Genomic DNA, 25,426 nt, shown 5'->3' with positions numbered 1-25,426 from the left:
TAACCGAATTAAATCAATTTATAAGACTCGCGTCCTCTATTTAATATGGCTTCAACAAACTATCTGTGGTTGAGGATTTCAATAGAGCCACTCCGTTGTTATGTTGTAGGACGACAATTAATATAACATTATGTGTATTGAAAAATCCGACAAAAGTTAGCTCATTATATACTCGCCGGCTAACATGAAACGCTACTCGGATAGTTATGAAAAAGAATATGTTTTCAAGCAATAGTGAGGAGAGAAATGGATAAGCAGGAAACCCTCGAAGAGCTGAAAAAGCGGAATAGAGAGATAGATCCGATCAAGTTCGAGCATCTCTGTAAGAGCGTTATTGAAGAAGTTGAAAGTCCGGATGGAATTGAGACTACACGAAGGAGTAAGGACCACGGCATCGATATACAAGGATACGTCGGAGACGAGTTCTATACTGGTGAATTCGGTGTTCAGGTAAAACAGTACAGTAGCAGGATCTCATCGGGCGCCGTCCGAGAGTTAGCAGGCTCGCTTCAGGGGGAGGGATTCGGATTTGGAACACTGATCACCACCTCATCATTTACTAAGGACGCCGCTGAGAAGGTGAATGATACCGAATTCTATTCGATCGACCTCATCAATGGTAACGATCTGGCAGAACTCATGCTGAAACACGAGGTCGGTGTAACTGAACAACCTAGTGAGGAAGAGAAAAAATTCGCGATCGACCCAGAATTCTGGCACAGGTTCGATAAGTTCGCAGGTGACCTAATTCCGGCTTGGAAGATCCCGCAGGCCGATTCATTCCACCACTTTGATCTCGTGTTGGATGGGATCAGCAATGGAAACCAGTACAAGCCCGAAATTGCGGAGCATCTGTCTAGAAAAACTGGCGATAGTTGGACTCCGCGCCAAGCAGATTACTACACCACTGCGGCAAGCATCATGGGATATCTTGAGGAGGATACTTCTGGGGACAAAAAGATGCGAAAGTGGGAATTGACAGAACTGGGGGAGGAATACGTGTCTTACCTCAAGAGTGGAAATGATGATGCGGCCGAAAAGCACTTTTCAGCTAACGTAGGAAATATTGAGATCATTCAGAAGATCGTAGATGTCCTTGAGGAAGAGTACAAGATCCCAAAATCACAAATCGAGGAGATCATTCGAGACGAAACCGAGGTGACTGGTACTACCGTTGGTCGGCGTGCGAGTACGGTAGGTAAGTGGCTCGGAAGGCACCCTGATGTCAAGCGCCGAGAGAAAGGAATGCTGTGGTTTGAGTACTACAAGATGGACTTAGGAGACTTCTAGAAAGCAAACTCGGGAATAGTCCCATCACGCGTTCGCAATTCTTCAGCATTCGTCACGATTACTTCCTTCACCTCGCCCCGGCCATCGCCATTGGAGTTGATAGCTCTCCGCGCCCCAACCCTACTTACGTGGAAACCATCCTCGTTAAACGGCTCGTAGAGCTCGCCCACAGAAGGAGCGTTCGATATCACTACGTAGACCCCTCGGTCGTTCAACTCAAGCGCCAGGTCCCGAAGTCGCTCTTGTTCTTCTTTCCCAAACACATCTGAGCTGTATTCAGCGAAGGTCGAAGCATCGCCGCTCGGATCGTACGGTGGATCGCAGTACACCAAGTCACCTTCCTCAGCGTGATCTGCCACATAAGAGAAGTCTGTATTGAATATCTCGACGCCTTCCAGTGCTTCGCTCGCCTCACGGATCCGAGACCGTTGTTCCCAATCGGGATTACTGTAGTTTCCACTAGGAACGTTGAACTCGCCAGAAAGGTTCTCGCGGTAGAGTCCGTTATAGCACGTCCGATTCAGATAGAGAAGCTGCGCAGCTTCCTCGATCTCGTCGAACTCCTCATCGTTCGGTCGCCGATTGAATAGCTCGCGGACTTGGTAATAGTTGCTCTTGATTTCCTTCCCCTTCCGGTTCGTTTTGTCAAACCGGCGATCGGGGTCTGGATCGGCGTCCGGCCGATCGAATTTTTCGAGTTGACTCAGCAACTCGTTGGGGTGGTCTCGAACAATCTTGTAGAAGTTGATCAGCCGCGTATTGATGTCGTTAATAGTTCCATCATAGCTGTGACAACGCCGGAAAAACACCGCACCACCACCAAAGAAGGGCTCGTGGTAGCCCATTATTTTCTCGTCAGATGGGAAGTGGTCAACAATCTGTGAGAGAATTTGGCGCTTCCCACCGGCCCATTTTAGAATCGGTTCTGGCATTGTAGGGCACAGGGATCTTATGATCTTAAATACCGTGGTTGATGGTCGGACTCCTGGTAACGATTGAGGGATAAGATTATAAATACTGTGTCCAGTACAAGATCTGTTAAATGGACGACGATAGCTCAGTCACATTCGCAGATGTTGAACATCATCTCCCTCCCGAGTCTCCGCAGGACTACGTTTCTCACGATCGGTACCTTAGAGAACGACTCGGTGATGGTGCACTCAACAGCATTAAAAAAGAGATGGAGGGCATGGTTCGTCTCTACGACAACGTTGAGAATGAACTCGACGAAGATACTCGTCAGATTCTTCTTGAACAACTGATTGAAGAGATCGATAAGCTAGACCGTTTCGAGGATGATGTTGCGCTGTTCATGTCTAAGACTGCGAAGAGTTCCGAATAAAATTGAATTGGTGGGTAGGACTGGAAATGGTAGTATATAATTAAGACTCATGAGATATCCCTGTGATTCCACTGGTTAAAATATATCAATAGATATTATTATCTTCTCTCCAGTTTGAAATCGAGCGACCAGCATCTCCAAATCGTTCATACGTTCCCAATATCTTCCAGCCACTTTCTCCATCCTCGTGCAAGACTAATGCGCACCATTCTCCGGAGACTTCTATCATGAAATTAAAAACGAGCTCTTCGCCCACCTCAGGCTGGTAATACGCAAGCGTTGATTCCCACTCACCCACTTTTTCATGAGTAGCTAATCGGTCAATAGTGGATTCAAGAACCGGCCTTGGTGGGAGTGAGTTGATTATTCCACGATTATCTGTAGTCACGATTTAGTCTCCGAATTGAACTCTCTGAGACTGGTAGCAGATGTTCGCCTGAATGGTTGATCCGGTGGCTGTGGATTTGGGGGATCAAGATGTTCTGCTCCGTCGATCTTTTGATACTGTACGCCGTTCCGCTGCAAGTCGTACACCGTTTCACCATCCGCATCGACGCGCCCAATTCCTTCGAGAGTCCAAGTCTCCCCATCCACGTCAAAGGGTTTCGTATCTGTTTTGTTGGATGCGTCAATCTCTGGGTCAAAATCCGGATTTGGAATCACGACTGGCTCAGCGTCTTCTTTTTCCTCTCGGTCAAGCTCCCGGTCGATTAGTGCATTTGCACCCGTTGAGAAGCGAACCATCTGGGTACCAGTCGCCCAACACGAAGCGCGGAAGACTAGTTCTTCGAGGTTCCTGTTGAACAACTCCCCACCGTAGGACCCGATATACTCCCCAATGTACGACCCGAGGTTTCCGACCTTATCGTATTGCTCGTAGTCGTCCGGGTCGAGCTCCGAGTCAACCTGTCGAACCGAAATAGGGCGGTCCGAAGGGTCCGTACTGTAGTAATCATGCGCGTCCCGATGCGCGATCTCACAGGTGCGCAGGTGCGCGTCGATAGCCGAGTGGAAGTCGGACTCGTCGACTTTCCCATCTATGAAGATCGCTACGTGAACGTGACCGTAGCCGGTTTTGTGATGTTCAACTACAAGCGCATACTCCCACTGGTAGTCTCTCAGCGAATCGTAGAGTGCGTGATATACACCACGCCCCTCGTTCGGACGGAACGAGTCGATTACGTCCCGAAGGTGATCAGCGGGGCAGCGCCAACCACCGTTACCATTCCGTGAAGACCCCGAAAGTGTGAGCATCGCCACGTACAAATCATCGTAGTCGGCCGTGATCTGACGTTCCAGCGCTTTGATTCGTGCGTAGTATTTGTCTCCATAGTTCGGCTGATGGGAGTTTGTGAGGGGCGCACGAACTGTCTCACCCTCCGGAGAGCGAAACACGCGATGCGCGTGCCGGTAATCGTTATACCAAGTGAGAAACTCTCGAAGTGATTGACTCCAAGACTTTGAACGGAATCCAGAATCTCCGAACTTTTCGCTTACCGTTTCTTCTCGGATTGACGTACCCTCTCTGACGGAGATCGGGCGCTGTGCTCGGACAGGCATTTCATCGATGAATTGATCCACGAGTTCGTTCTTTCGTTGCCAGTACGGTCGCCGTGAAAGCGGTACATCACCCGTTTCACCCGCCTCAGCGTTGGATGTACAGTTAGTCTTGGAAGGCCGAGAAGCGGAGTCCCAGTTTTCGCTTATCGAGTGAGAGCCGAGGCTCGATTGAGCAGTAACATCCCGAGTCATTCCGACCACCCCCGCTCCGCGCCGCCCACGTTCGCCTCCCTTCGGTCGGCGTGCGCCCCGGCTTCCGGGTCGGACCCCCATGGCAGGGGGTCCGCTTCCGGCAGCTCGGCGCTGGCGGTCCTCGGAGCACTCGGACCGCCCGAGACGCGCCGAGCATTTCCAGGGCTCGGACCAACGGACGGGCAATACGTCGTCGCCGGACGGACGGGCAATTGCCCGGACCCCCGTGAAAGGGGGCCCTCTCCCCAAAATAAGAGGGAGGGAAGGGAGGGTGGGAGAAGGATCAACCTCATCGAGCGACCTCCGAGTTCCTTCCTATGATCCGCGGATCACGCGCATGAGTGACGAGATTACGATGGCACCACTGACAAAGTGGATCCTCGAATGTTTCTGACCTATACTCGGTTCTATCAGAGTAGCGTCGGCAAACCGAACAGAATCCCGGAACGAACCTCATGGGATCACCTCCAATATACCGGAGTTGGGAGGGGATCCTTCGCTCAAATCGTAGGAAGGGGACGGGCTGGAAGGAACGAACGAGTTCCTTCGGCTAAATGGGGACTTTGTTACTAGGTGGTTTGATATGTAGATTTCCGAGCTAAGGGCTCTTCCGTGACAGAATGGCAGAACTCGGAAAGAAGAACGGCTTCTATGGACTCGCTGGGATTTGAACCCAGGGCCTCTTCCTTGCGAAGGAAGCGATCTACCACTGATCTACGAGCCCGCATCCTAACGAACCCCGGGATCGCACTTGAGGGTTCCGTTTCGACCCGCCCTCGCACGGTTGTCACACACGAAGCAGTCCCATACGGCCCGCGACGATCCCGAGGAGGAGCCCGACCAAGTGGGCAACCAGCGCGCTCCCTGCGGGACTCAACACGAGCGTCACGCCCACAGCGAGCGCCCCGACCGCGAGGACGACGACGCGCGGCGGGACGCCCAGTCGGCCAGCGAACCGGCCGAGCGCGTCGGCCGCGGGATTCGCGGCGGTGACATACCCCACGAGCGCGAAGGCGGCGCCGCTGATACCGAGAACGCCCGCAGGCGAGAGCAACCCGCTCACCCAGATCTGCGCTAGTCCCGCGAGCGCGCCGGTCACAAGGACGAACGCGTGGAACCGGGTCCGAGTCGTCGAAGCGGCCACCGGAACGCCGGCAACGACGACCACGAGTGCGTTCGAGAGCAGATGTCCGAGGCCGGCGTGGGCGTACACGCTCGTCGCAAGCGTCCACGGGTGCACCGACGCCGGTGGGGAGAGCACGAACAGGAACGCCGCCAGCGGCCGCGCAAACAAGCCGATGAACCAGAACGTGGCGGAGACGGCGATCATGGCTCCGATCGTCTCGGCGACCGGTCGGAGACTCCCGTACCCGGAGCGGGTTCGTGTGGAGGACATGGACGATACTGCGGGTCGCGATCGCAAAACCGTGCCGCCGCTCGAGACCGAGGCGTCGCTATGGGGCGGAAAAACGGAGAGAACGGTGTCCGAGTTGGACCGTGGGGTCCGGTGCGCCTCAGGTCAGTCCTCGAGGACGATCTCGATGGAGACGTCGTTCGGGACCTGGATCCGCATGAGCTGACGGAGCGCGCGTTCGTCGGCGTCGATGTCGATCAGCCGCTTGTGGACGCGCATCTCCCAGTGCTCCCACGTCGCCGTCCCCTCGCCGTCGGGGGACTTGCGCGACGGGACCTCCAGCGTCTTCGTGGGGAGCGGGATGGGGCCCGACAGCGCCACGCCGGTCTTGTCCGCGATCTCGCGGACGTCGTCGCAGATGGCGTCCAGGTCGTCGGGGCTCGTGCCCGCGAGTCGGACGCGCGCTTGTTGCTCGGGCATTTACCGCTCGTTGACGGAGAGCACCTTGCCGGCCGCGATGGTCTGACCCATGTCGCGGACCGCGAAGGAGCCCAGTTCCGGGATCTCGCTGGACGGCTCGATGCTGAGGGGCTTCTGCGGGCGCACCGTCACGATGGCCGCGTCGCCGGACTTGATGAAGTCCGGGTTCTCCTCGTCGACCTCGCCCGACGACGGGTCGAGCTTCTGGTCGAGCGACTCGATGGTACACGCGACCTGCGCCGTGTGGGCGTGGAAGACGGGCGTGTAGCCGGCCGTGATGACCGACGGGTGCTGCATGACGACGACCTGCGCCTGGAAGGTCTCGGCGACCGTCGGCGGGTCGTCCGCGGGACCACAGACGTCGCCGCGGCGGATGTCGTCCTTGCCGACGCCGCGGACGTTGAAACCGACGTTGTCGCCGGGGCCCGCGTAGTCGACCTCCTCGTGGTGCATCTCGACCGTCTTCACTTCGCCGCCGACGTCCGACGGCTGGAAGGAGACGTTGTCACCGGGAGTCATCTCGCCGGTCTCGATCCGTCCGACCGGGACGGTTCCGATACCCGAGATGGTGTACACGTCCTGGATGGGCAGCCGAAGCGGCGCGTCCGTCGGCGGCTCCGACTCCGGCAGGTTGTTGAGGGCCTCCAGGAGGGTCTCGCCGTCGTACCACGACATGTTGTCCGAGCGCTCGGAGATGTTGTCGCCCTCGAACGCCGAGATCGGGATGAAGCTCGCGTCCTCGGTACCGAAGCGGACCTGCTTGAGCAGGTCCTCGACCTCGGAGACGACCTCCTTGTAGGAGTCCTCCGAGTAGTCGACGAGGTCCATCTTGTTGATCCCGATGATCAGCTCGTTGATGCCCAGCGTGCGCGCCAGGAAGACGTGCTCGCGGGTCTGGGGCGCGACGCCGTCGTCGGCCGCGACGACGAGCACCGCGTTGTCGGCCTGCGAGGCGCCCGTGATCATGTTCTTCACGAAGTCACGGTGGCCCGGGCAGTCGACGATGGTGAAGTAGTACTTCTCCGTGTCGAACTCCTGGTGGGCGATGTCGATCGTGACACCGCGCTCGCGCTCCTCGGCCAGGTTGTCCATGACGTAGGCGAACTCGAATCCGCCCTTGCCCTTCTCCTCGGCCTCCTCTCGGTGCTGCTCGATTACGTGCTCGGGGACGCTCCCTGTTTCGAAGAGGAGCCGCCCGACGAGCGTAGACTTCCCGTGGTCGACGTGGCCGATAATGGCCAGATTTTGGTGGGGTTTGTCGCTCATAGTGGAATCACGCGCTGAGGCGCTCTGTAAGGACTTGTAACGTCCGAACGCCCTAAAACCATTTCGATACGCTCAGCAGCCTATCCCTGCGCCTTCATGCGATTTTGCGTGTGTGTCTGTGCCGTGTGTCGGATTTGCACGGCCGATCGACGACCGCGTCGGCGGAGACGTTTGATCGCAGTGGCGGAGACTGACCGGGGTGGGCCGATCACCTCCGATCAGTTCGGCGACCGGCGAATCCGAAGCCCGGCCGCTCGATCGCCGTTCCCGGAATCGGTTGGCCTCCGCTCGACTCGGCTACTCCAGACGAGCCACGTCGGCCAGCACCGCGCTCGCGGTCTCCTCGCCGCCGGCGCCGCGGCCGGAGATCGCGAGCCCGCCCGCGTACTCGTGGTCGATCTCGACGATGTTTCGGGTACCCGTCACCGACAGCGTGCCGTTCTCGGGGACCAGTCGTGGGCCGACGCTGACGCCGTCACGGGTCGCCTCGCCGACGAGCCGGACGGTCCGGCCGTCCTCGGCGGCCAACTCCAGCGCGCTGCCCGGGATGTCCCGGATCCCCTCCACGTCCGCGTCCGCGAGCGTCACCTCGACGTCCCGAAGCTCGTCGAGGGAGTCGCAGTCGGCCTCGCGCAGCACGTTCGCCAGAATGACGCACTTCAGCGCGGCGTCGGTGCCCTCCACGTCGAAGGACGGATCCGCCTCCGCGACGCCGAGGTCCTGCGCCTCGGCGAGCACGTGGTCGTAGTCGAGCCCCTCGGCGGCCATCCGCGAGAGCACGAAGTTCGCCGTCCCGTTGAGCACGCCGCGAACGGCCGAGACGTGCTCGGCTCCGAGGTCGTCGACGGTCGCACACACCGGGATGGCGCCGCCGACGGTCGCCTCGAAGTACACCTCGCCCGCGGAGTCGGCCTCCAGCGCGCGGACGTCCGCGTAGCGCTCGGCGACCGGTCCCTTGTTGGCGAGCACGACGTGCCTGTCGCGCTCCAGCGCGGTGCGCAGATGCGAGAACCCCGGCTCGGCGTCGCCGAGCGTCGTGGGCGTCGCCTCAACGAGCACGTCGTACTCGGCCGCGAGCGCGTCGCCGGGGTCGTCGCCGCCGAGCGCCTCGTCGGCGTCCTTGCGCGCGAGGGCGGTCTCCACGTCGACGCCGTCCGGGTCGACGACCGCCGACGAGGAGTCGGCCAGCGCCGTCACCGTGTGGCCGTACTCGGGGGCCAACTCCGCGACCGAGCGGCCGACCGCGCCGGCGCCGAGGACACAGAGCTTCATCGGCTGCCCTCCAGCGGCGCGATGACGTCGATGTCCTTCTCGGCGGCGACCTCCCGGACCGTCTCGACGACGCGCGCTGTCTCGCCGGCGTGCGCCCGCAGGCGGAGCCGGGCGCTCGAGTGTGCCGACGAGCCGGCGCCCGCCGGCGCCGACAGGTCGATGTCGGCGACCGAGGCCCCCGAGCAGTCCTGGATCTTCTTGAGCGTGTCCGACAGGTCCGTGTCCACGAGGTGGCCCACGAGGACGACGGTCACCTCGTCGCCGTACTCCTCGGCGTCGGCTTGGATCACGTTGACGCCGCGGTCGCGGAGGTCCTCGAGGAGCCCCTCGAAGCGGTCCGGCGGACACTCGATGTCCACCTCGACGGGGATTCGGCCTCGCGGCGTGAGGCTCCCGCGCTCGTGGAAGATCGACAGCAGGTTCGCGCCGTTGTCGGCGATGGGCTTCAGCGCCGCCAGCAGCTGTCCGGGTTCGTCGACCAACTCGAGCCTGATGGTGTGTGCCTGCAACTCGGTCTCGCGGCCGCCGTCCGTCTCCGGGCTCTCCTCGGACGCCACCGGCTGCTCGTCGGGGGCTGGCGTCGGCTCCGAGGGCATCTACCGTGCCCTCCGTTCGGCCGCGTTCGTCCCCGACGGGGCGCTGTCGTCGACGCGACGACGAGTGCCCCCCTCGCCGCTCGTGTCCGCCGTCGACCGTGTTCCGCCGGGGGGTGTGGCTCCGGACCCAATAATTGTGATCGGCATGCGGGGCTGATCGACTCGTTCGCAGCCGTCGCGCCGACCGTGGGTCGTGCCACTTGGCATAGTTGTCTTGTGTAGACGGGGACGTGATAAGCCTTCCACCGTGGCGATGCTTGCCAGTGTGTGAACGATCCTGTGAATCTGCCGACGCTCTCTCGGGAGAACGGTGATCACGCTGACGGTTCGACGGCGCAGACGCTGTGGGGGCGGCGGCGCACCGCGACCGAACGGGGAACCGAGCGAACCGGAACCTCGGGATGAACTGCAATGCCTGAGAGAATCGTAAGGAATCGACCGTGTGAAATCCTCAATCGATGACATCTATCTGCTGCAACTACATCACTCACCGGAGAACAACCCTCTCTCAACGCCCCACACCGCGAACCGTGTCCCACCGTCCTCCTCTAGGTCACCCGAGGCGCGACCACCGTATCGACCTTATCTCTCCGTGGATACCCTATCCGTACCGTTCAGGTCTCCACTCCGCTGGTAGCGCTTCGTCCAAGCCGATCTCCGACTACGAGCGTCTTCGGCCACGAAAGGATTTGTAACGGCGGGGTGAACTATCTGCGTATGGATCCCGAATTTAGTCTCGACATTACTATCGACGAACAACCCGAATCCTCAGTCATTGCGGCGTTTCCCGGCCCAGGGATGGCAGGTATCTCGGCGAACCAATATTTCATCGAACAGTTAGGCCTTCACGAAACTGGCTACATCCACGCGGAAGGACTCCCCGCAGTCACGCCCTTCAGCGAGGGACGCCCATACCACCACACTCGCCTGTTTTCCAAACAAGGAGCGAACTATACGTTCGTAACGTGTGAACTCCCGATCCCGGCACAGTTGTCCGAACCGTTCGGCCGAACCCTGCTCGACTGGATCGACGAGTCAACCGTCGATGAGATCGCACTACTCACGACACTCCCCTCGCTGGAATCGTTCGAGGAGCTGTTTTACGTTGCGTCGGACGATTATTACCAACACCGCCTCGCTGACACCGAGATAGGAGCCCTGCAAGGCGGATTTTTGTCCGGAGTCAACGCGAGTCTCATCAGTCGGGCAATAGATACGACGCTTCGCGTCGGCTTGATCGCCACCTTCGTCAACCCACGACAGCCCCTCGATGGTGGTGCTACGTTACGGCTCGTTGAAGGTCTCGATCAGATCTATGGATTCGACATCGACACGGACCAGCTCCGTCAGTTTGCAGATCGTACGCGCCAACATTACGAACAGCTCGCAGCACACGTCGAAACCCAACAGCGTGCGGAGAAACGAATGCGACGAACCGATGACATCGGCTTCATGTGACCGTACCGGAGATGGCCCGTCGTGATCGCCGCTACCGATAGATACACTCTCCACATCGACACGAAGGCTGCACGTCTTTCTCAGACTCCCGACTAGCGTCGTCGACCCCGGAGACGAGGAGGGGCGGGGAGTCGATCCCTGAGAACCCATCCCAACACAGCAAAGGCGAGCAGGAAAGCCGCAGCGACGAGTAGGCCGAGTGGTCCGTTTCGCGTGTGATCGACGAGGAGTCGCCACGCTGGGCGAGCGATGCCGACAGTCCGGGCGGCGGTGACGACGACGAGCACGCTCGGGATCAGATAGCGAACGAGGGGGTAGAGCCGTCCGAGTTCCTCGTGGACGATTTCGAGATCGGTTACCCAGACGAAGACGAACACGATACAGAGCGCCGAGATAGGCAGCGCGAACGTCCCGACTGACTCGTCGATCATGTCCAGAACTGGCCGCCCTGCAACGGCCAAGTTGATGGGACTATAGCTCAACGCGGAGGGGACCCCGGCTACGAACACCCCACCCGTCAACAGTAGTGTCGCACGCTGACGAGAGAGTCTCGTCGTGTTCTCCGCGGCGGCGACCCCGACCTCGAGCAGCGCCACGGACGACGACAGCGCGGCGAAAAAGAGCAGCCCGAAGAAGCCGATCGCGATAACTCGCCCGAACGGCATCGTCGCGAAAGCGGTCGGCAACGTCGTGAACGCGAGTTCAGTCCCGAGGGTCGGCTGGAGACCGAAACTAAACACGATCGGAAAGATGACGAGGCCAGCGAGGATCGCCGCCCCGATATCGGCGACGGTAATCACGAACGACGATTTGAGCAGATCTGTCCCCTCCTCGACATAACTTCCGTAGGTGAGCATGATCCCCTGACCGACGGACATCGAGAAGAAGACCTGACCGAAGGCTGCACTCCAGATGCCCAGATCCGTGAGCACCGAGAACTCCGGAGTAAACAGGAAGGCAGCGGCGCGGTCCCACTCGGACAGCGTGACGGCGTACAGCGCAAGCGCGATGAGAAGTGCGAACACGGTCGGCATCACGACCGTCGCCATACGTTCGATACCGCCGCGAACGCCCATCGAGACCACTCCTCCTGTCACTACCGTTGCTACGACGAAGAACCCGACGGGGAGCCAGCTTGCGGTGAACGGTGCGAATGTCGTCTGTGAGCCGGCGAGCCACGAGAGGAAGAATCCAAGCACCCACCCGGTGAGAACGAGGTAATAGCTCAATATGAGGAGAACCCCGCCGAGGATAACCCATCCGAGCGCCGTGTAGTCCGTCTTCACCGATCGGAACGCGGAGACGACGTCCGTTCGGAGGCGTCGGCCGATGGCGAGTTCCAGAACGAGCATCGGCACCGCACAAACAACGGCTGCGATCAGGTAGGGGACAAGATAGGCACCGCCGCCGTTCTGGCCAACAACAGCAGAAAACCGCCAGATGTTCCCAAGGCCGACTGCCGCCCCGACCGTCGCAAGGATAAACCCGAATCCGGAAGACCATCGTGCCGTAGCCATGATCCGGCGTGCGTTTAGTATGAACTTAAATCCCGATTGTCCACATGATAGACTCTGTCTCGGATAGAGCGCGATACGGAACGGAGGTTCCTCTACAACGAGAAAATCCCGCCGTTTACCGTGGGGAGATGTCAGCAGTTGCGGAGGACTTCAACACGGCCGGATAATCAGAAGAACCGAGAGAATCGGGCGACGCCGATCGCCGCCTCGGAGGCCGCTTAGATGTAGTCGATCGACTGCGGCAGCTCCAGCTTCATGCCCTTGCGCTCGCGGATCTCCATGATCTTCTCGCGCTGGAGGTTGTCGACCAGCACGCGGAAGCCCGCGTTCTCCGTGTTCCAGGAGGCGCGGCCCTCGGTGGCCGAGCGGATGTCGCTGGAGAAGCCGATCATCTCCTCGACGGGCGCGATGCCCTCGATGACCATGAGGTCGCCCTCCTGGTACATGTCGTCGACGCGGCCACGGCGGCCCTGGATCTCGCCGGAGGCGTTCCCCATGTGCTCGCTGGGCACGTCGATGCGGACGTCCTGGATCGGCTCCAGAAGCCGGACCTCGCCGTCGATGAGCGCGCGGTGGACGGCGTTGCGGACGGCGGGGATGACCTGCGCCGGACCGCGGTGGATGGTGTCCTCGTGCAGCCGCGCGTCGTGCAGGCGCAGCAGCGCGCCCTGCACGGGCTCGGCGGCGAGGGGACCGTCGTCGAGCGCCTCCTCGAGGCCCTCGATGACCAGCTCCATCGTCTCGTTCAGGTGCTGGATCCCCTTCGTGTCGTCGATGAGGATGTTCGTCCCGTGGATGTGCTCCACGTTCTGGGAGGTGTCCTTGTCCATGCCGGCGTCCTGCAGCGCCTCGCGGCGCTCCAGTTCGGGCATGCTCATCGACGCCTCGCCCCGCTGGATCGTCTCGACGATGTCGCCCGCCATCGGCTCGACGGTGATGTAGAACTTGTTGTGGCGGTTCGGCGAGACGCCCTCGACCTCGCGGGAGGCCTCCTGCGGCTGCTCGCGGTAGACGACGATGGGCTCACCGGTCTGAACCGGGATGCCCTGGTTCTTCTGAATGCGCTGGGTGATGACCTCGAGGTGGAGCTCGCCCTGCCCGGAGATGAGGTGCTCGCCCGTGTCCTCGTTGATCTCCACGCGGATGGTCGGGTCCTCCTTGGCGACCTGCTGGAGCGTCTTGATGAGCTTCGGCAGGTCGTCCATCGACTTCGCTTCCACGCTCTTCGTGATGACCGGCTCGGAGATGTGCTCGATCGACTCGAACGGCGTCATCTCCTTGTCGGAGACGGTCGAGCCCGCGATGGCGTCCTTGAGGCCGGTGACGGCCGCGACGTTGCCCGCGGGGACGCCGCGGTCGAGCTCCTCGCGCTCACCACCCATGTAGATCCCGACCGATTGGACGCGGTTCTTGCCCACGGTCCCGGAGACGTACAGCTCCTGTCCCTTCTCGAGGGTGCCGGAGAAGACGCGGCCCGTCGCGATCTCGCCGGCGTGGGGGTCCATCCCGATGTCGGTCGCCATGAAGACGATGTCGCCGTCGCGGTCGACGGTTCGCATGCTCTCGGCGACCTCGGACTCGTCGTCGCCGCGCCAGATGCGCGGGACGCGGAACGGCTGCGCCTTCAGCGGGTTCGGGAAGTGCTCCGCGACCATGTCGAGCACGACGTTCGACAGCGGCGTGCGCTCGTGGAGCTCCTGCCGCTCGTGGTCCTGTTCCAGCTCGATGATGTCGCCGAACGACATGCCGGTGCGCTGCATCGACGGGAGCGAGACGCCCCACTTGTACAGCGCCGAGCCGAACCCGACGGTACCCTCCTCGACGGAGACCGTCCAGTCCTCCTCGATGTCGTCCATCTCCTCGGTCATCCCGCGGATGAGCTCGTTCACGTCACCGATGACCGCCTCGAGACGCTGCTGCATCTCCTCGGGCCCCTCCTGGAGCTCGGAGATGAGGCGGTCGACCTTGTTGATGAACAGCGCCGGCTTGACGCCCTCGCGGAGCGCCTGCCGGACGACCGTCTCCGTCTGGGGCATCGCGCCCTCGACGGCGTCAACCACGACGAGCGCGCCGTCGACGGCGCGCATCGCGCGGGTCACGTCCCCGCCGAAGTCGACGTGGCCGGGCGTGTCGATGAGGTTGATGAGGTGGTTCTCATCCTCGTACTCGTGTGTCATCGAGACGTTCGCCGCGTCGATGGTGATCCCGCGCTCCTGCTCGTCCTCCTCGGTGTCCATCACGAGCTGCGTCGCCTCGTCCGCGTCGGCGATCATGCCCGCGCCGGCGAGCAGGTTATCCGTCAGTGTCGTCTTCCCGTGGTCGACGTGAGCAGCGATGGCGATGTTCCGGATCTGCTCCGGCTGGTCCATCAGTTCCTCACATTCCTGTACGATTTTCTTTCGTCGGCCCATTACCGACCGGTATTCTCCGCCCGGTCAAAAGGGTAGTGCTTTGCCGGCGTCGAAACCCTCGAATCCACGGTTCACACCGCGTGGTACGCCGTCTCGTGGGTCGGTTCGATCGTCGTCGTGCCCCCACCCGATCGGCACAAGAGTCAAACCGATCCGGGGCGTGCCAACAGCACACATGGACATTCGAGTCCGCGGTGCCGTCCCGCCCGACCCCTTCCTCGGGGCGACGGCGCTGTTCGAGACCGAACACGACCTCTCGCTTCCCGTCGAGGTCCGGGTTCGCGAGAATCCCGAGGAGCGGACGTGGGCCGCTCACTACGACGACCGTCACGTGCTCAATATCTCCCGGAAAGCCGCCACCTCCGCGATGGCGCGCGAACTCGCGCTCCACGAGCTGTCGCACATGGCACGTTACGAGGAGCCGCACCCGTCGCACCACCAGTCGACGGACGAGGCGCTGTTTCTCGCGCTGTCCGGGGCGTCAGTCGAGCGCCGGAAGGTCCACCACTGCTACCAGATCGCGAACCACATGAAGGACGTGTACGCCGACGACATCACGCTCTCCGTCGGCCCGGGCGAGAAGCTGGCGACGTTCTTCGAGTCGCAGCTGGCCGCGGCCGTCGCCGACCGTCCGCGCGATCATCCCCATCCCGACTCACAGCGCATGACGCCCGGCTCCGACCCGGACATCACCGCCGTCAACGCCGCGTTCGCGCTGGCGATGTGCGAACGCCACGACCTCGTCGACGAGGGACACCGCCTCTACGACTTGGCCCACGCCGCCGCCGACGACGCGCCGGCGGTCGACGTTCCGGGGTTCACCCGGCTGTTCCGGTCGCTCGCGGCGGACCCGTCGGAGTCGGAGTACCGCAAGGCGCTGGTCGACGCTGCGCGGCTGTACGCCGTCGACGCGGGCGGCGGTCCCGCTGCCGCCGACTGACTACCGAGGGGCGTTCTCAACGCGACCGAAACGGCGAGAACGGGCGTCGCCAGTAGGCACAGGGGTCGCCAGTAGCTACTTCGCGGGCGACCAGGAAACGGTTGACCATGGGATCCGAGCCCTCCACGGGATCCACGAGTGACGGCGACCGGAATACCGACGACGCGCGCGCGCCCCGCCGCCGACCGTACGCGGTTGCGACACTCCTGCGCGACTGGGTGGTCGCGGTCGCCGTCATCGCCGGCCTGTACGGACTCCTGTATGCGATCCCGGTCCCGCCGTTCGGCGTGCCCGGCTACCTCCTGATCGTGGCGTTCGACCAACTCGAGGCGGTGCTTCCGGCGTTCGCGAGCGCCGCCGCGTACGACGCTGCCTTCGCCGGGTTCCTCGCCGTGCTCGCGCTGCTCGCCGCGCTCGTCGCCTCGTGGGCGCGTTCGCATGACTCCCTCGGAGGCTGGCGGGTCGGCGTGGGCGCCGCGCTGGCGGTCGTCGGCGCCGTCGGCATCCTCGTCGCCGCCGGTGTGTTCGCCCGCTTCGCAGCCGGCGACTACACGCCGCTGCTGTTGGTCACGGGAACCGCTATCGCGCTGGTCGCCGTCGGCCGCTCGCTCGCGCTCGGCCGGATCGGCCGCCGTCCGGAGTGAGGCTGTAGTCGGCCGGTGCGGCCGCCGGTCGGTACGGCCGCGGAGTGGCCTGCGCTCGGGTGATGGTCCGGGCCGACGGGCGCGACCCATCGCCCGTGGTCGTCACTTGCCCCGTGTTCGTATTTGAACGTTCGTCCGGAGCCGACTCGACCGATCCGATCTTCGCATCTTTTGTCTGTTCGGGGCCGATCGACGCGAGTACCCAGTCGACGCGACCGAACACCTATGCGGCGGGGGGACGGAGCGCCGGGCATGGCTGTCGACGCCGTGTTGTTCGATCTGGACGACACCCTCTACCCGTACGATCCGTGTAACGAGGCGGGCACGCGCGCCGCCTTCGAGACGTACCGCGACCGCGGCGGCGACCTCGACGCCGACGCGTTCGAGGCGCGACGCGGACGCGCTCGACGGGCGACGAAGCGGGAAGTCGGCGCCACCGCCAGCAGCCACAGCCGCCACATCTACTACAAGCGGCTGGTCGCGGACCTCCCGGGACCGTTCGACGCCGACCTCGCGCGGGCGCTCGGCGACGCCTACTGGGACGCGTACCTCGGGGAGATGACGGCCTTCGACGGCGCCCTCCCCACCCTCGATGCGCTCCGGGACGCCGGCGTCGGCGTGGCGGTCGTGACGAACCTCACGACGCGCGTCCAACTGCGCAAGCTCGCGCGCCTCGGCGTCGACGAGCGCCTCGACGCGCTCGTCACCAGCGAGGAGGTCGGCCGCGAGAAGCCGGCGGCACCTGTCTTCACCACGGCGCTCGCCCGGCTCGACAGAACGCCCTCGGAGGCGCTCGTCGTCGGTAACTCCCTCGCGAACGACATCGAGGGCGGGAACGCGCTCGGAATGGAAACGGCGCTGTTCAACGGACCGGAGGGCGACGCCACCGGGGGAGCCGACGACGGGGGCGACGCCGACCGGACCGAGGCCGCCCCGAACGAGGTCCGGACGCCGGACCACCGCCTGGACTCGTTGGCCGCGGTGACGGAGGTGGCGCTGTGAGCGACGAGGCGAATCCGACGGTTCTCCGGGAAGCCCGCGAGGCCGTCGTCGAGCACGCGCCCGAACTCGCGCGGCTCACGCCCGGACGGACCGGGAACCTCAGCGTCCGCGACGGCGACCGCTTCGCCGTCACCCCGACCGGCGTCGCCTACGACGCGTTCGACGTCGCCGACGTGCCTGTCGTGGATCTAGAGGGAGAGCGAGTCGCCGGCCGGATGAAACCCTCCAGCGAGGTGCCGATGCACCGCCACATCTACCGCGGGTACGGCTCCGACGCGATCGTCCACACCCACTCGCCGTGGGCGACGACGATGGCCGTCCTCCACGAGGAACTCCCGCCGATCCACTACATGATCGTCGCCGTCGGCAAGCGCGTTCCCGTCGCCGAGTACGCCCCCTACGGGACCGAGGAACTCGCCGCGAACGTCGTCGCCGCGATGGAGGAGGCGAACGCCACGGCCTCGTTCATCGAGAACCACGGCCTCGTCGTCACCGCCGCCGACATCGAGACGGCGCTGGAGCACACCACCCACGTCGAGGACCTCTCGCGGCTGTACCTCCAGTCGTCGGCCGTCGGCGAGCCGGTTGAACTACCTGAAGAGGAACTCGACACCGCGATCGAGCAGTTCGAAGGCTACGGACAGTAACCGGCGGACGCGCCGTCGCGAAGCTCGACCGCCGTCACTGTGCTGGGTGTGCGCACACCAGACACAGCCGAAACGACAAAGTACCACGAATGTAATCTCGGGATCATGTCCGAGGACACTCACGGGTCGCCAGAGACTTACGACACGTGGTTCGAACTCCTCGCGGACGAACTCCGGCGGCGACTCCTCTTCGAGCTGGCGGACCGATCGCCGTCCGAAGGGATCGTGTCTGTCCCCGACGACATCGTCAGACCGGACGAGGACACCGGTACGATGGCGGTCCACCTCAGACACGTCCACCTCCCGAAGCTCGCCGACACGAACGTTATCGACTGGAACCGCGAGGCTCAGACGGTCTCGTGTGGCCTCGCGTTCGATCGGATCCGGCCGCTCATCCGGTCAGTTCGGTCCCTCGACGACATCCGTCGGTCCGAGCGCTGACCGGGGGTCGCCCGACCGGCTCCCTGCGAGCGGTCCGAGGCAAGACACAGCGTCCGTCAAGAAACAGCGTGCGGGACGATGCGCGCGCGGAGGGAATCGAACGCGGTCGCTCGCGGGTGAGCTCTGACGACGAACGCGAAACAGAGAGAGCGCGGCAGCCGTGCCGCGGGTGTCGCGTCGGTGCCGTGGCGCGGTCAGCGTGCGGCGGCGGCGACGCGCTCGGTCTCCTCTTTCTGGGAGATGGCGTACGTCTGGACGTCGTAGCGGGCGGCGCCGATGAGCTGGTCCGCGAGCGCGTCGGCGGCGCTGGTCGTCGTCTTGTAGCTGGCGCCCTGGACGCCCTCGGCGATGAGCTTCAGCGACTGGTCGACGCGGCGCTGGGGCGCGACGTCGACGGCCTTCGGGACCGAGATGCCGCCGTACTTCAGGCGGACGGTCTCCTCGCGCGGGGCGGCGTTCTCGACGGCCTCGACGAGCACCTGCGCCGGGTTGTCCTCGGTGCGCGCGTGGATCGTGTCGAAGGCATCGCGGACGATGCGCTGGGCCTGCTGCTTCTTCCCGGTGTTCTCGTCGGTCTGCATCAGGCGGTTGATGAGCCGCTCGGCCAGGGAGATCTCGGATTTCTGGAACTGCTTGGACGCGTGGCGACCCATCGTGTGCGCGATGGGGGTCACGTTCATGTACTTCCGCGTGGACGGGTCGGAGTACTCCATCTCCGAGACGTCCCATTCGCCGAACAGCAGCGCGTTCTCGACGACCTGCTCGGAGTCGGCGGACTCGTCCGGTTCCGATGCCTCGGCCTCGGCGTCGGGGTTTTGCTCTGATTCGCTCATTATCGGACGGGCTTTTCCGCGTTGCCGCGGACGAGTTCGATCATCGACACGCCGTTCACCTTCTCGACCTTGTAGTTGACGCCGGAGAGGTCACCCATGGCGCGACCCTTCGCGCCACCGATACCCGCGATGGTGACCTCGTCGTGCTCGTCGATGAACGAGATCGCGCCGTCGCCGGGACAGAACGCCGTGACCTGCTTCCCGTTCTTGATGAGCTGAACCCGGACACACTTCCGGATCGCCGAGTTGGGCTGCTTCGCCTCGATACCCACCTTCTCCAGGACGATACCGCGACCCTGGGGGGCGCCCTCGAGGGGGTCGGACTTCTCGGAGAGACCGCGCTCGCGTCGCGCGTACTCGGAGTCGGACCACCGCCGCTTCTGGCGGTCCTTCTTGAGCTTCCGCGCGGCGTATTTGCCGTTGGCCATCGTGCACCTCCGTTTTCAGCGGAGCTACCTAAGGGTTCCCTTTCCGCTACGGCGAGACGACGCGAGAAACGATTAGCGGTACCTCTCGTCCGATCTGCGTCCGTTTCGTGGCTCCCCTCGACGGGCGCAGCGGGCGTTTCCGCTCGAATACGGCGCGCAGCGAGCGTCGTCGACACCGACCGGCCTCGGGTTACTCGGCATCACGCATCGTGACCGTTCCGGAGAGTTCACGACCGGCCGGCGGTCCGGGCGTCGCTCCGATGGACTTGAGCGCGTCGACGGCCCGATCCCTGACGTTCGCGCGGATGTGTCTGACGCGGGAGACGGTCGGATCGTCGATCCGGTACTCGACGGTCAGGGTCACGTTGTCGTCGCCGAGCGTATCGACCCACGCCCTCGGTGCGGTGGAGTCGGCGACGCCCTGGACGGCCGCCACGGCGGTAGCGAGTTCCCGCGTCGCTCCCGCGAGGTCATCGCCGTATGCCACCGGGACCGTCTCTCTCGCCTGGATGTGGCTTCCAGCGTACGGACGGACGACCGCGTCGGCCGTCAAGACGGTGTTCGGAACGGTAACGACCGTGTTCTCCACGGTTCTGACGCGCGTCGAGCGGAAGTCGACGCGCTCGACGCGACCCTCCCCGCCGGGCCAGTCGATCCAGTCGCCCACGTTGAACTCCGGGTCGGCGACGAGAAACAGCCCGCTGACGAGCGACCCGATGAGGTCTTGCCCGGCGATACCGACCGCGAGCGTCACGGCGGCAATGACCACAGTGGAACTGCCGAGTGTCCGCCCGTAGCCGCCGGCGATAAGCCCCAACACCGCCGCGACGACGAGGACCAGCACGGTCACGTACGTTCGCGTCGCGTCGACGATCGTCGGGTTGTGTGGATTCCGCGAGCGAACGACGCGGGCGGTCGCAGGAACGACCACGAATCGACCGATAGCGTACACCGGGATCGCGACCGCGAGGATCCAGCCCGCCGTGACGAGCGCACTCACGAGCGCGTCCGTCGCGGTCTCAACCGGCACGGGAACCGGGACCGGCTCGGGCGCCTCGATCTGGAGCGACCTCATCCCGGCGTGGCTCGCGGTCGAGCCGGAAAAACAGTCGGCGCGTACCGACGGGAGGGTTAGGCTAACTGCACGTCGTCGACGTCGAAGTGGCGCTTCGCGAGCGTCCGCGCGACCTCGATGTTGCGGCCGCCGGCACCGATGGCGACCCCGCGGTCGGCCTCGACGACCTCGACGTACGCGACGACGTCGTTCTGCCGGCTCACCGTCACGCCCCGAACGGCCGCCGGCGCGAGCGCGTTCGCGACGAACGCCTCGGGCGTGTCGGCGTCCTCGACCAGCTCGACCGACGCGCCGAGCTGTTCCTCGACGCGCTCGACGGTCTTCCCGCCGGGGCCGACCGCCTCGGCCATCTCGCCCGCGGGGATGAGGAAGACGAGCCGATCGCCGCCCTCGAAGACGAGGCAGTCCGTCGGCGCGACGCCGACGAGCTCGTCGAACGTCCCGATGTACCGCCGCGCCTCGTCGGTGATCTCGACGCGCACCGTCAGTCGTCCGCGGACTTCACGTCGGGGGCCGAGCCCATGCGGAGGTCAACGTCGCCGGTGCCGATCGACACCGGCTTCCCGACGATGACGTTCTCGATGACGCCGTTGAGGTCGTCGGCCTCCCCGTGGATCGCCGCGTCGAGCAGGTGGTTCACCGTCACCTCGAACGCCGCGCGCGCGAGCACGGAGTCCTTCGACCCGGAGATGCCGTGGCGGCCGATCGACTCGACGGTACCGCGGTTCGTCATGATGTCCGAGACGAGCATCAGGTGGCGGATGTTCACGTCGTCGAGCCCCTGCTCTTCGAGCGTCTCCATCGTCTCGTTGATGATCGTCTCGCGGGCCGCCTCGACGCCGAGCGTCCGGTAGATCTCGTGGATGTTGTTACACGTGGTCCGGGAGGCGTCGACGCCCTCGATCTCCAAGGCGTCGGCGAACGCCGACCCCTCGGTGTAGAGGACGTACTCCTCGTCGCCGTCGTCGTCGACTTCCTCCTTCCGGATGACGACGCGGGAGACCTCCTCGATCCCCTTGAACACGATGTCCCGGAGCTCCTCGACGAGCTGGAGCAGCTCGCGGTAGCTCGGCTCGTCGGGACCGAACTCGATCGCCGTGCCCGAGTGGCGTGTGGAGACGCCCAGCGAGTCCTCGATGATGTCGGCGACGATGCCGGCGACCTCCGTCGGGTTCTCGTGGGTGGGCCACCGCTCCAGTAGCGTGTCCTCGTTGAGGTCGATACGCACGATCATGTCCGCGACGTTCGTCGAGACGTCGCCGAGCGCGAGGATCTTCGTCGCCTCCAGCTGCCAGACGACCTCGTGGGCCTTCTCGCGGCCGGTCGCGTGCTCCTCGTCGAGGTGGACGACCATGATCGGCGTGTCCGGCGTCTTCCGGGCGTCCACCAGCTCGATGAGCCGGGGGAGCCCCTGCGTCACGTCCATCTCCGCGACGCCCGCGTAGTGGAACGTGTTCATCGTCATCTGCGTTCCGGGCTCGCCGATGGACTGCGCGGAGACGGTCCCCACGGGGTCCAGCGGGTCGACACGCGTGTCGAGGTAGCGCGACTCGGCGGCCTGGGCGATCTCGTTGGCCTGCTCGGCCGTCACGCCGCCGCGTCCGTCGATGTTCTCGTAGATATCGTCCTTCAGTCGCCGCGGCAACTCGGTGTCCTCGACGACCAGCGCGATGTCCTCGGTGACCTCGGCGTGGGCGTCGACGAAGCGGTCGACCGACCCGCTGTCAGTCATCGCCCACCCCCACGCCGCCCGCCTTGTCAAGGCCGGGACCGGCGTACTCCGAGAGGTTCGTCGGCGCCTCGCGGCGCCCGAGGAAGCGTTCCTTCTCCTCCTCGGAGCCGAACTCCGCGTCGACGACGCGGTCGGTGATCTGCTCGATGTCGATGGGGCTGTCCTCGTTGGAGGAGACCTTCACCGGGGAGGTGCCGTCCTCGCCGAACTCGAACTGGACGATGGTGTCGGAGGTGTCCCGCACCGTACCGTCGTACTGCGTCTCCAGTTCCGAGAGCGCGTTGATGAGGCGACGCTGCAGGTACCCGGACTTCGAGGTCCGGACCGCAGTGTCGACCAGCCCCTCGCGGCCGCCCATCGCGTGGAAGAAGAACTCCTCCGGGGTGAGCCCCGAGCGGTAGGAGTTCTCCACGAAGCCGTGGGCCTCCGCCGAGAGGTCGTCCGCCTCGTAGTGCGCGAGCGTGCGGTCCTCGTAGCCGCGGTTGATGCGCTCGCCGCGAACCGCCTGCTGGCCGACGCAGCCGGTCATCTGGGTCAGGTTCAGCATCGACCCACGGGCGCCCGAGCGTGCCATGATGACCGCCGGGTTGTCGTCGGCGAAGTGATCCTCGGCGATCTCGCCCGCGGAGTCGCGGGCCTTGCCGAGCGTCTGCATGATCTTCATCTCCAGCGTCTCGTCGATCGTCCGGCCGGGCAGGCTCTCCAGATCGCCCTGCTCGTACGTCTCGATGAGTTCCTGGACGCGCTCGTACGCCGAGTCGATCGCCTCGTCGACCTGCTCGGTCGCCTCCGGCGGGATCGACTCGTCGTCGATACCGAGCGAGAAGCCGAAGTGCATGATGGCGCGCATCGCGAGCGACGCCACCTCGTTGATGAACACGCGGGCGCGCGTCTCCGAGTACACCTTGGTGAGCGTGTCGACGACCTCGCCGCCGAACGCGCCGACGGCGTCCTCGTCGATCGTTCCCTCGACGAGCTGGCCGTTCTCGATGCGGACGATGTCGCCCGTCGAGGAGGTGAACTCGAGGTTCAGGTCGTCGGGCAGCAGCTCCGAGAAGACGGTTCGGCCCGTCCAGATCGCCTGGCCGGCCTCGTTGGTGCCGTCCGGCTCGGGCAGCTCGTCGACCGAGGTGGCCCGGAGCAGGTCGAGCGCCTGCGTCTCGGTGAACTCGGGGTTCTCGTGGGTGAGGAGGTACGTCCCCGAGATGTGGTCCTGAATGGCGCCGATGATGTTCTCGCCGAAGCGCGGCGAGAGGATCTGCTCTTGCACGCGCATGAGGACGCGCGCCTCCGCGCGGGCCTCCTCGTTCTGGAGCGCGTGCATGTTCATCTCGTCGCCGTCGAAGTCGGCGTTGTACGGCGGGCAGACGGTCGTGTTCAGGCGGAACGTCTTGTACGGCATGACCACGACCTCGTGGGCCATGATCGACATCCGGTGCAGCGAGGGCTGCCGGTTGAAGATCACGATGTCGCCGTCGACGAGGTGGCGGTTGACCTCCCAGCCGGGCTCGACCTTCTCGGCCAGCTCCTCGCAGTTCTTCTCGGTCACCTTCAGCCGGCGGCCGTCGGGCCGCTTGACGTAGTTGGCGCCGGGGTGGGCCTCGGGGCCGTTGCGGACGTACTGCCGGGCGCGGTCGAGGTTGCGCTCGGCGACGTTCATCACCTGCGTCATCTCCTCGGCGACCCGCTCGGGGACGCCGACCTCGTTCAGCGAGAGGGTGGGGTCGGGGCTGATGACGGTCCGCGCGGAGAAGTTCACGCGCTTGCCCGACAGGGAACCGCGGAAGCGACCTTCCTTGCCCTTGAGGCGCTGGGAGAGCGTCTTCAGCGGGCGGCCCGAACGGTGGCGCGCGGGCGGCGTGCCCGAGATCTCGTTGTCGACGAACGTGGTGACGTGGTACTGGAGCAGCTCCCACAGGTCCTCGATGATGAGCTGCGGGGCGCCCGCCTCGCGGTTCTCCATGAACCGCTGGTTGATCCGGATGATGTCGACCAGCTTGTGCGTGAGGTCGTCCTCGGAGCGCTGGCCGTTGTCCAGCGTGATCGAGGGACGGGTGGTGACCGGCGGCACCGGCAGCACCGTCAGGATCATCCACTCGGGGCGGGACTTCTGCGGGTGGATGCCGAGCGGTTCGAGGTCCTCGTCCGGGATGTCCTCGAACCAGTCGCGGATGTCGCTCGCCATCAGCTTGTTCATGTCCTCGACGGTGAGGTCGATGCCCAGCGCCTTCTCCAGGGCCTTGCGGTCCTCCTTGCGCGGGCGGAACTCGCCCGAGAGGATCTCGTTGATCCGGTCGAGCGCGATGCCCGTCTCGTCGGCGAGATCCATCGGGGAGATCGCCTCGCTCTCGTCGACTTCCTCCTCCTCGTCCTCGGGCTCGTCCGGCTGCATCGCGCGGGTGATGAGCTCCGAGTAGTCGCCCGAGAGCACGTCCTGCACCTCGTAGTAGGTGGTCGGCTTCTCGTGTTTGATGTCCGCCTGCGGCTCGCCGCAGTGCGGGCAGTTGTTGGCCTTGCGGGCCTGCCGGACCGCCGACTTCAGCACGTCGGTGGGGTCGCCGCCGAGGTCCTTCGTACGGACGAGCTTCTCCTTGTACTCCTCTTTCTCCTCCTCGGTGAGCGCGAGGCGGCCGCAGTTGCGGCACGTCGCGCGCAGCAGCCGACGGATGAGCTTCGTGAAGCCGACGTGGATCACGGGCGCGGCCAGTTCGATGTGGCCGAAGTGCCCGTTACACGACCCGGAGTGCTTGCCGCAGGTGCGGCACTCCAGTCCCGGGTCGATGACGCCCAGCCGCGGGTCCATCAACCCCATGTCGATGGGGTAGCCGTCGTCGTCGTACGTGTCCGCCGTGATGACCTTCGTCGCGGACATGTCCCGATACGTCTCCGGGTCCATCAGCCCGAAGTTGATGCCGCCGATCTCTTTGGGTGTCTGGCCTGCCATAG

General features: G+C 63.8%; 24 protein-coding genes and 1 tRNA gene. 8 read left to right on the top strand and 17 right to left on the bottom strand.

Features of this window, described 5'->3' with window-relative positions; genetic code table 11:
• Positions 1-246 precede the first annotated feature (246 nt).
• Positions 247-1,290, top strand: a complete 1,044-nt coding sequence (locus ABJD39_RS04610) for a restriction endonuclease (protein ID WP_348612574.1) — start codon at positions 247-249, stop codon at positions 1,288-1,290.
• On the opposite strand, the gene ABJD39_RS04605 is transcribed toward ABJD39_RS04610, so the two are convergent.
• Positions 1,287-2,222, bottom strand: a complete 936-nt coding sequence (locus ABJD39_RS04605; RefSeq protein ID WP_348612573.1) for a DNA adenine methylase — start codon at positions 2,220-2,222, stop codon at positions 1,287-1,289. The two genes, ABJD39_RS04610 and ABJD39_RS04605, sit on opposite strands and share 4 nt — an antisense overlap.
• Positions 2,223-2,332: 110 nt before the next feature.
• On the opposite strand from ABJD39_RS04605, the gene ABJD39_RS04600 reads away from it, so the two are divergent.
• Complete coding sequence (locus ABJD39_RS04600) at positions 2,333-2,632, top strand: hypothetical protein (RefSeq protein ID WP_348612572.1); 300 nt, start codon at positions 2,333-2,335, stop codon at positions 2,630-2,632.
• An 85-nt stretch (positions 2,633-2,717) separates the two neighbouring features.
• Here ABJD39_RS04600 and ABJD39_RS04595 read toward each other — a convergent pair whose 3' ends face one another.
• The 8 genes from ABJD39_RS04595 to ABJD39_RS04560 all read right to left on the bottom strand — a co-directional run bounded on the left by ABJD39_RS04595 (position 2,718) and on the right by ABJD39_RS04560 (position 9,352).
• Positions 2,718-3,020, bottom strand: a complete 303-nt coding sequence (locus ABJD39_RS04595; RefSeq protein WP_348612570.1) for a hypothetical protein — start codon at positions 3,018-3,020, stop codon at positions 2,718-2,720.
• Entirely contained in the window at positions 3,017-4,213 is a 1,197-nt protein-coding gene (locus tag ABJD39_RS04590) for a replication protein (protein WP_348612568.1), read from the bottom strand. The genes ABJD39_RS04595 and ABJD39_RS04590 overlap by 4 nt, the downstream gene beginning before the upstream one ends.
• A gap of 823 nt (positions 4,214-5,036) precedes the next feature.
• Positions 5,037-5,108: transfer RNA gene (locus ABJD39_RS04585), tRNA-Ala, on the bottom strand.
• 63 nt (positions 5,109-5,171) lie between these two features.
• Positions 5,172-5,780, bottom strand: coding sequence for a rhomboid family intramembrane serine protease (locus tag ABJD39_RS04580; protein ID WP_348612566.1), 609 nt, complete (start codon positions 5,778-5,780; stop codon positions 5,172-5,174).
• A gap of 123 nt (positions 5,781-5,903) precedes the next feature.
• The gene (gene rpsJ / locus ABJD39_RS04575) at positions 5,904-6,218 is read right to left on the bottom strand and encodes a 30S ribosomal protein S10 (RefSeq protein WP_348612564.1); all 315 of its coding nucleotides are present in this window, start codon (positions 6,216-6,218) and stop codon (positions 5,904-5,906) included.
• Complete coding sequence (gene tuf / locus ABJD39_RS04570) at positions 6,219-7,484, bottom strand: translation elongation factor EF-1 subunit alpha (RefSeq protein ID WP_348612562.1); 1,266 nt, start codon at positions 7,482-7,484, stop codon at positions 6,219-6,221.
• A gap of 297 nt (positions 7,485-7,781) precedes the next feature.
• Entirely contained in the window at positions 7,782-8,756 is a 975-nt protein-coding gene (locus ABJD39_RS04565) for a homoserine dehydrogenase (protein WP_348612560.1), read from the bottom strand.
• Positions 8,753-9,352, bottom strand: coding sequence for an amino acid-binding protein (locus ABJD39_RS04560; protein ID WP_348612558.1), 600 nt, complete (start codon positions 9,350-9,352; stop codon positions 8,753-8,755). Before ABJD39_RS04560 ends, ABJD39_RS04565 begins: the two co-directional genes overlap by 4 nt.
• Before the next feature lie 717 nt (positions 9,353-10,069).
• On the opposite strand from ABJD39_RS04560, the gene ABJD39_RS04555 reads away from it, so the two are divergent.
• Positions 10,070-10,810: a proteasome assembly chaperone family protein gene (locus tag ABJD39_RS04555; protein WP_348612556.1), complete on the top strand. Its 741-nt coding sequence runs from the start codon at positions 10,070-10,072 to the stop codon at positions 10,808-10,810.
• A 92-nt stretch (positions 10,811-10,902) separates the two neighbouring features.
• On the opposite strand, the gene ABJD39_RS04550 is transcribed toward ABJD39_RS04555, so the two are convergent.
• Both ABJD39_RS04550 and ABJD39_RS04545 read right to left on the bottom strand, forming a co-directional pair.
• Positions 10,903-12,327 carry a sodium-dependent transporter gene (locus tag ABJD39_RS04550; protein ID WP_348612554.1) on the bottom strand — a complete coding sequence of 475 codons (1,425 nt, stop codon included), beginning with the start codon at positions 12,325-12,327 and terminating at the stop codon, positions 10,903-10,905.
• 218 nt (positions 12,328-12,545) lie between these two features.
• Complete coding sequence (locus tag ABJD39_RS04545) at positions 12,546-14,738, bottom strand: elongation factor EF-2 (protein WP_348612552.1); 2,193 nt, start codon at positions 14,736-14,738, stop codon at positions 12,546-12,548.
• A gap of 175 nt (positions 14,739-14,913) precedes the next feature.
• Here ABJD39_RS04545 and ABJD39_RS04540 point away from each other — a divergent pair, with 175 nt between their 5' ends.
• The 5 genes from ABJD39_RS04540 (at position 14,914) to ABJD39_RS04520 (ending at position 18,412) form a co-directional block, all read left to right on the top strand.
• Complete coding sequence (locus ABJD39_RS04540) at positions 14,914-15,678, top strand: DUF5781 family protein (protein ID WP_348612550.1); 765 nt, start codon at positions 14,914-14,916, stop codon at positions 15,676-15,678.
• 107 nt (positions 15,679-15,785) lie between these two features.
• The gene (locus ABJD39_RS04535) at positions 15,786-16,322 is read left to right on the top strand and encodes a hypothetical protein (protein WP_348612548.1); all 537 of its coding nucleotides are present in this window, start codon (positions 15,786-15,788) and stop codon (positions 16,320-16,322) included.
• A 252-nt stretch (positions 16,323-16,574) separates the two neighbouring features.
• Positions 16,575-17,324, top strand: coding sequence for an HAD family hydrolase (locus ABJD39_RS04530; RefSeq protein ID WP_348612546.1), 750 nt, complete (start codon positions 16,575-16,577; stop codon positions 17,322-17,324).
• Positions 17,321-17,971 carry a class II aldolase/adducin family protein gene (locus tag ABJD39_RS04525; RefSeq protein ID WP_348612544.1) on the top strand — a complete coding sequence of 217 codons (651 nt, stop codon included), beginning with the start codon at positions 17,321-17,323 and terminating at the stop codon, positions 17,969-17,971. The genes ABJD39_RS04530 and ABJD39_RS04525 overlap by 4 nt, the downstream gene beginning before the upstream one ends.
• 105 nt (positions 17,972-18,076) lie before the next feature.
• Positions 18,077-18,412, top strand: coding sequence for a DUF7344 domain-containing protein (locus ABJD39_RS04520; RefSeq protein ID WP_348612542.1), 336 nt, complete (start codon positions 18,077-18,079; stop codon positions 18,410-18,412).
• A gap of 194 nt (positions 18,413-18,606) precedes the next feature.
• Here the strand turns inward: ABJD39_RS04520 and ABJD39_RS04515 are convergent, their stop codons facing one another.
• From ABJD39_RS04515 to ABJD39_RS04490, 6 genes are all read right to left on the bottom strand, one after another.
• The gene (locus ABJD39_RS04515; RefSeq protein ID WP_348612540.1) at positions 18,607-19,245 is read right to left on the bottom strand and encodes a 30S ribosomal protein S7; all 639 of its coding nucleotides are present in this window, start codon (positions 19,243-19,245) and stop codon (positions 18,607-18,609) included.
• On the bottom strand, positions 19,245-19,673 hold the full coding sequence (locus ABJD39_RS04510; protein WP_073306653.1) for a 30S ribosomal protein S12: 429 nt from the start codon (positions 19,671-19,673) through the stop codon (positions 19,245-19,247). Before ABJD39_RS04510 ends, ABJD39_RS04515 begins: the two co-directional genes overlap by 1 nt.
• A gap of 190 nt (positions 19,674-19,863) precedes the next feature.
• Positions 19,864-20,748, bottom strand: coding sequence for a mechanosensitive ion channel family protein (locus ABJD39_RS04505; protein ID WP_348612537.1), 885 nt, complete (start codon positions 20,746-20,748; stop codon positions 19,864-19,866).
• A gap of 56 nt (positions 20,749-20,804) precedes the next feature.
• Positions 20,805-21,230 (bottom strand): NusA-like transcription termination signal-binding factor, encoded by a 426-nt coding sequence (locus ABJD39_RS04500; protein ID WP_348612535.1) that lies wholly within the window; start codon positions 21,228-21,230, stop codon positions 20,805-20,807.
• Between the two features lie 2 nt (positions 21,231-21,232).
• Positions 21,233-22,480, bottom strand: coding sequence for a DNA-directed RNA polymerase subunit A'' (gene rpoA2, locus ABJD39_RS04495; RefSeq protein ID WP_348612533.1), 1,248 nt, complete (start codon positions 22,478-22,480; stop codon positions 21,233-21,235).
• Positions 22,473-25,424, bottom strand: a complete 2,952-nt coding sequence (locus tag ABJD39_RS04490) for a DNA-directed RNA polymerase subunit A' (protein WP_348612531.1) — start codon at positions 25,422-25,424, stop codon at positions 22,473-22,475. Before ABJD39_RS04490 ends, rpoA2 begins: the two co-directional genes overlap by 8 nt.
• Between the last annotated feature and the right edge of the window lie 2 nt (positions 25,425-25,426).

Source organism: Halobaculum rarum (genome assembly GCF_040025155.1).
Lineage (GTDB): Archaea > Halobacteriota > Halobacteria > Halobacteriales > Haloferacaceae > Halobaculum > Halobaculum rarum.
This window is presented reverse-complemented; position numbering and strand designations above follow the sequence as displayed.

What these genes read in the sequence shown, in the direction of transcription:
- ABJD39_RS04610 (WP_348612574.1), top strand. Translation starts at nt 247, where the DNA reads ATGGATAAGCAGGAAACCCTCGAAGAGCTGAAAAAGCGGAATAGAGAG.
- ABJD39_RS04605 (WP_348612573.1), bottom strand. Translation starts at nt 2,222, where the DNA reads ATGCCAGAACCGATTCTAAAATGGGCCGGTGGGAAGCGCCAAATTCTC.
- ABJD39_RS04600 (WP_348612572.1), top strand. Translation starts at nt 2,333, where the DNA reads ATGGACGACGATAGCTCAGTCACATTCGCAGATGTTGAACATCATCTC.
- ABJD39_RS04580 (WP_348612566.1), bottom strand. Translation starts at nt 5,780, where the DNA reads ATGTCCTCCACACGAACCCGCTCCGGGTACGGGAGTCTCCGACCGGTC.
- rpsJ (WP_348612564.1), bottom strand. Translation starts at nt 6,218, where the DNA reads ATGCCCGAGCAACAAGCGCGCGTCCGACTCGCGGGCACGAGCCCCGAC.
- tuf (WP_348612562.1), bottom strand. Translation starts at nt 7,484, where the DNA reads ATGAGCGACAAACCCCACCAAAATCTGGCCATTATCGGCCACGTCGAC.
- ABJD39_RS04565 (WP_348612560.1), bottom strand. Translation starts at nt 8,756, where the DNA reads ATGAAGCTCTGTGTCCTCGGCGCCGGCGCGGTCGGCCGCTCGGTCGCG.
- ABJD39_RS04560 (WP_348612558.1), bottom strand. Translation starts at nt 9,352, where the DNA reads ATGCCCTCGGAGCCGACGCCAGCCCCCGACGAGCAGCCGGTGGCGTCC.
- ABJD39_RS04555 (WP_348612556.1), top strand. Translation starts at nt 10,070, where the DNA reads ATGGATCCCGAATTTAGTCTCGACATTACTATCGACGAACAACCCGAA.
- ABJD39_RS04550 (WP_348612554.1), bottom strand. Translation starts at nt 12,327, where the DNA reads ATGGCTACGGCACGATGGTCTTCCGGATTCGGGTTTATCCTTGCGACG.
- ABJD39_RS04545 (WP_348612552.1), bottom strand. Translation starts at nt 14,738, where the DNA reads ATGGGCCGACGAAAGAAAATCGTACAGGAATGTGAGGAACTGATGGAC.
- ABJD39_RS04540 (WP_348612550.1), top strand. Translation starts at nt 14,914, where the DNA reads ATGGACATTCGAGTCCGCGGTGCCGTCCCGCCCGACCCCTTCCTCGGG.
- ABJD39_RS04535 (WP_348612548.1), top strand. Translation starts at nt 15,786, where the DNA reads ATGGGATCCGAGCCCTCCACGGGATCCACGAGTGACGGCGACCGGAAT.
- ABJD39_RS04530 (WP_348612546.1), top strand. Translation starts at nt 16,575, where the DNA reads ATGGCTGTCGACGCCGTGTTGTTCGATCTGGACGACACCCTCTACCCG.
- ABJD39_RS04520 (WP_348612542.1), top strand. Translation starts at nt 18,077, where the DNA reads ATGTCCGAGGACACTCACGGGTCGCCAGAGACTTACGACACGTGGTTC.
- ABJD39_RS04515 (WP_348612540.1), bottom strand. Translation starts at nt 19,245, where the DNA reads ATGAGCGAATCAGAGCAAAACCCCGACGCCGAGGCCGAGGCATCGGAA.
- ABJD39_RS04510 (WP_073306653.1), bottom strand. Translation starts at nt 19,673, where the DNA reads ATGGCCAACGGCAAATACGCCGCGCGGAAGCTCAAGAAGGACCGCCAG.
- ABJD39_RS04505 (WP_348612537.1), bottom strand. Translation starts at nt 20,748, where the DNA reads ATGAGGTCGCTCCAGATCGAGGCGCCCGAGCCGGTCCCGGTTCCCGTG.
- rpoA2 (WP_348612533.1), bottom strand. Translation starts at nt 22,480, where the DNA reads ATGACTGACAGCGGGTCGGTCGACCGCTTCGTCGACGCCCACGCCGAG.
- ABJD39_RS04490 (WP_348612531.1), bottom strand. Translation starts at nt 25,424, where the DNA reads ATGGCAGGCCAGACACCCAAAGAGATCGGCGGCATCAACTTCGGGCTG.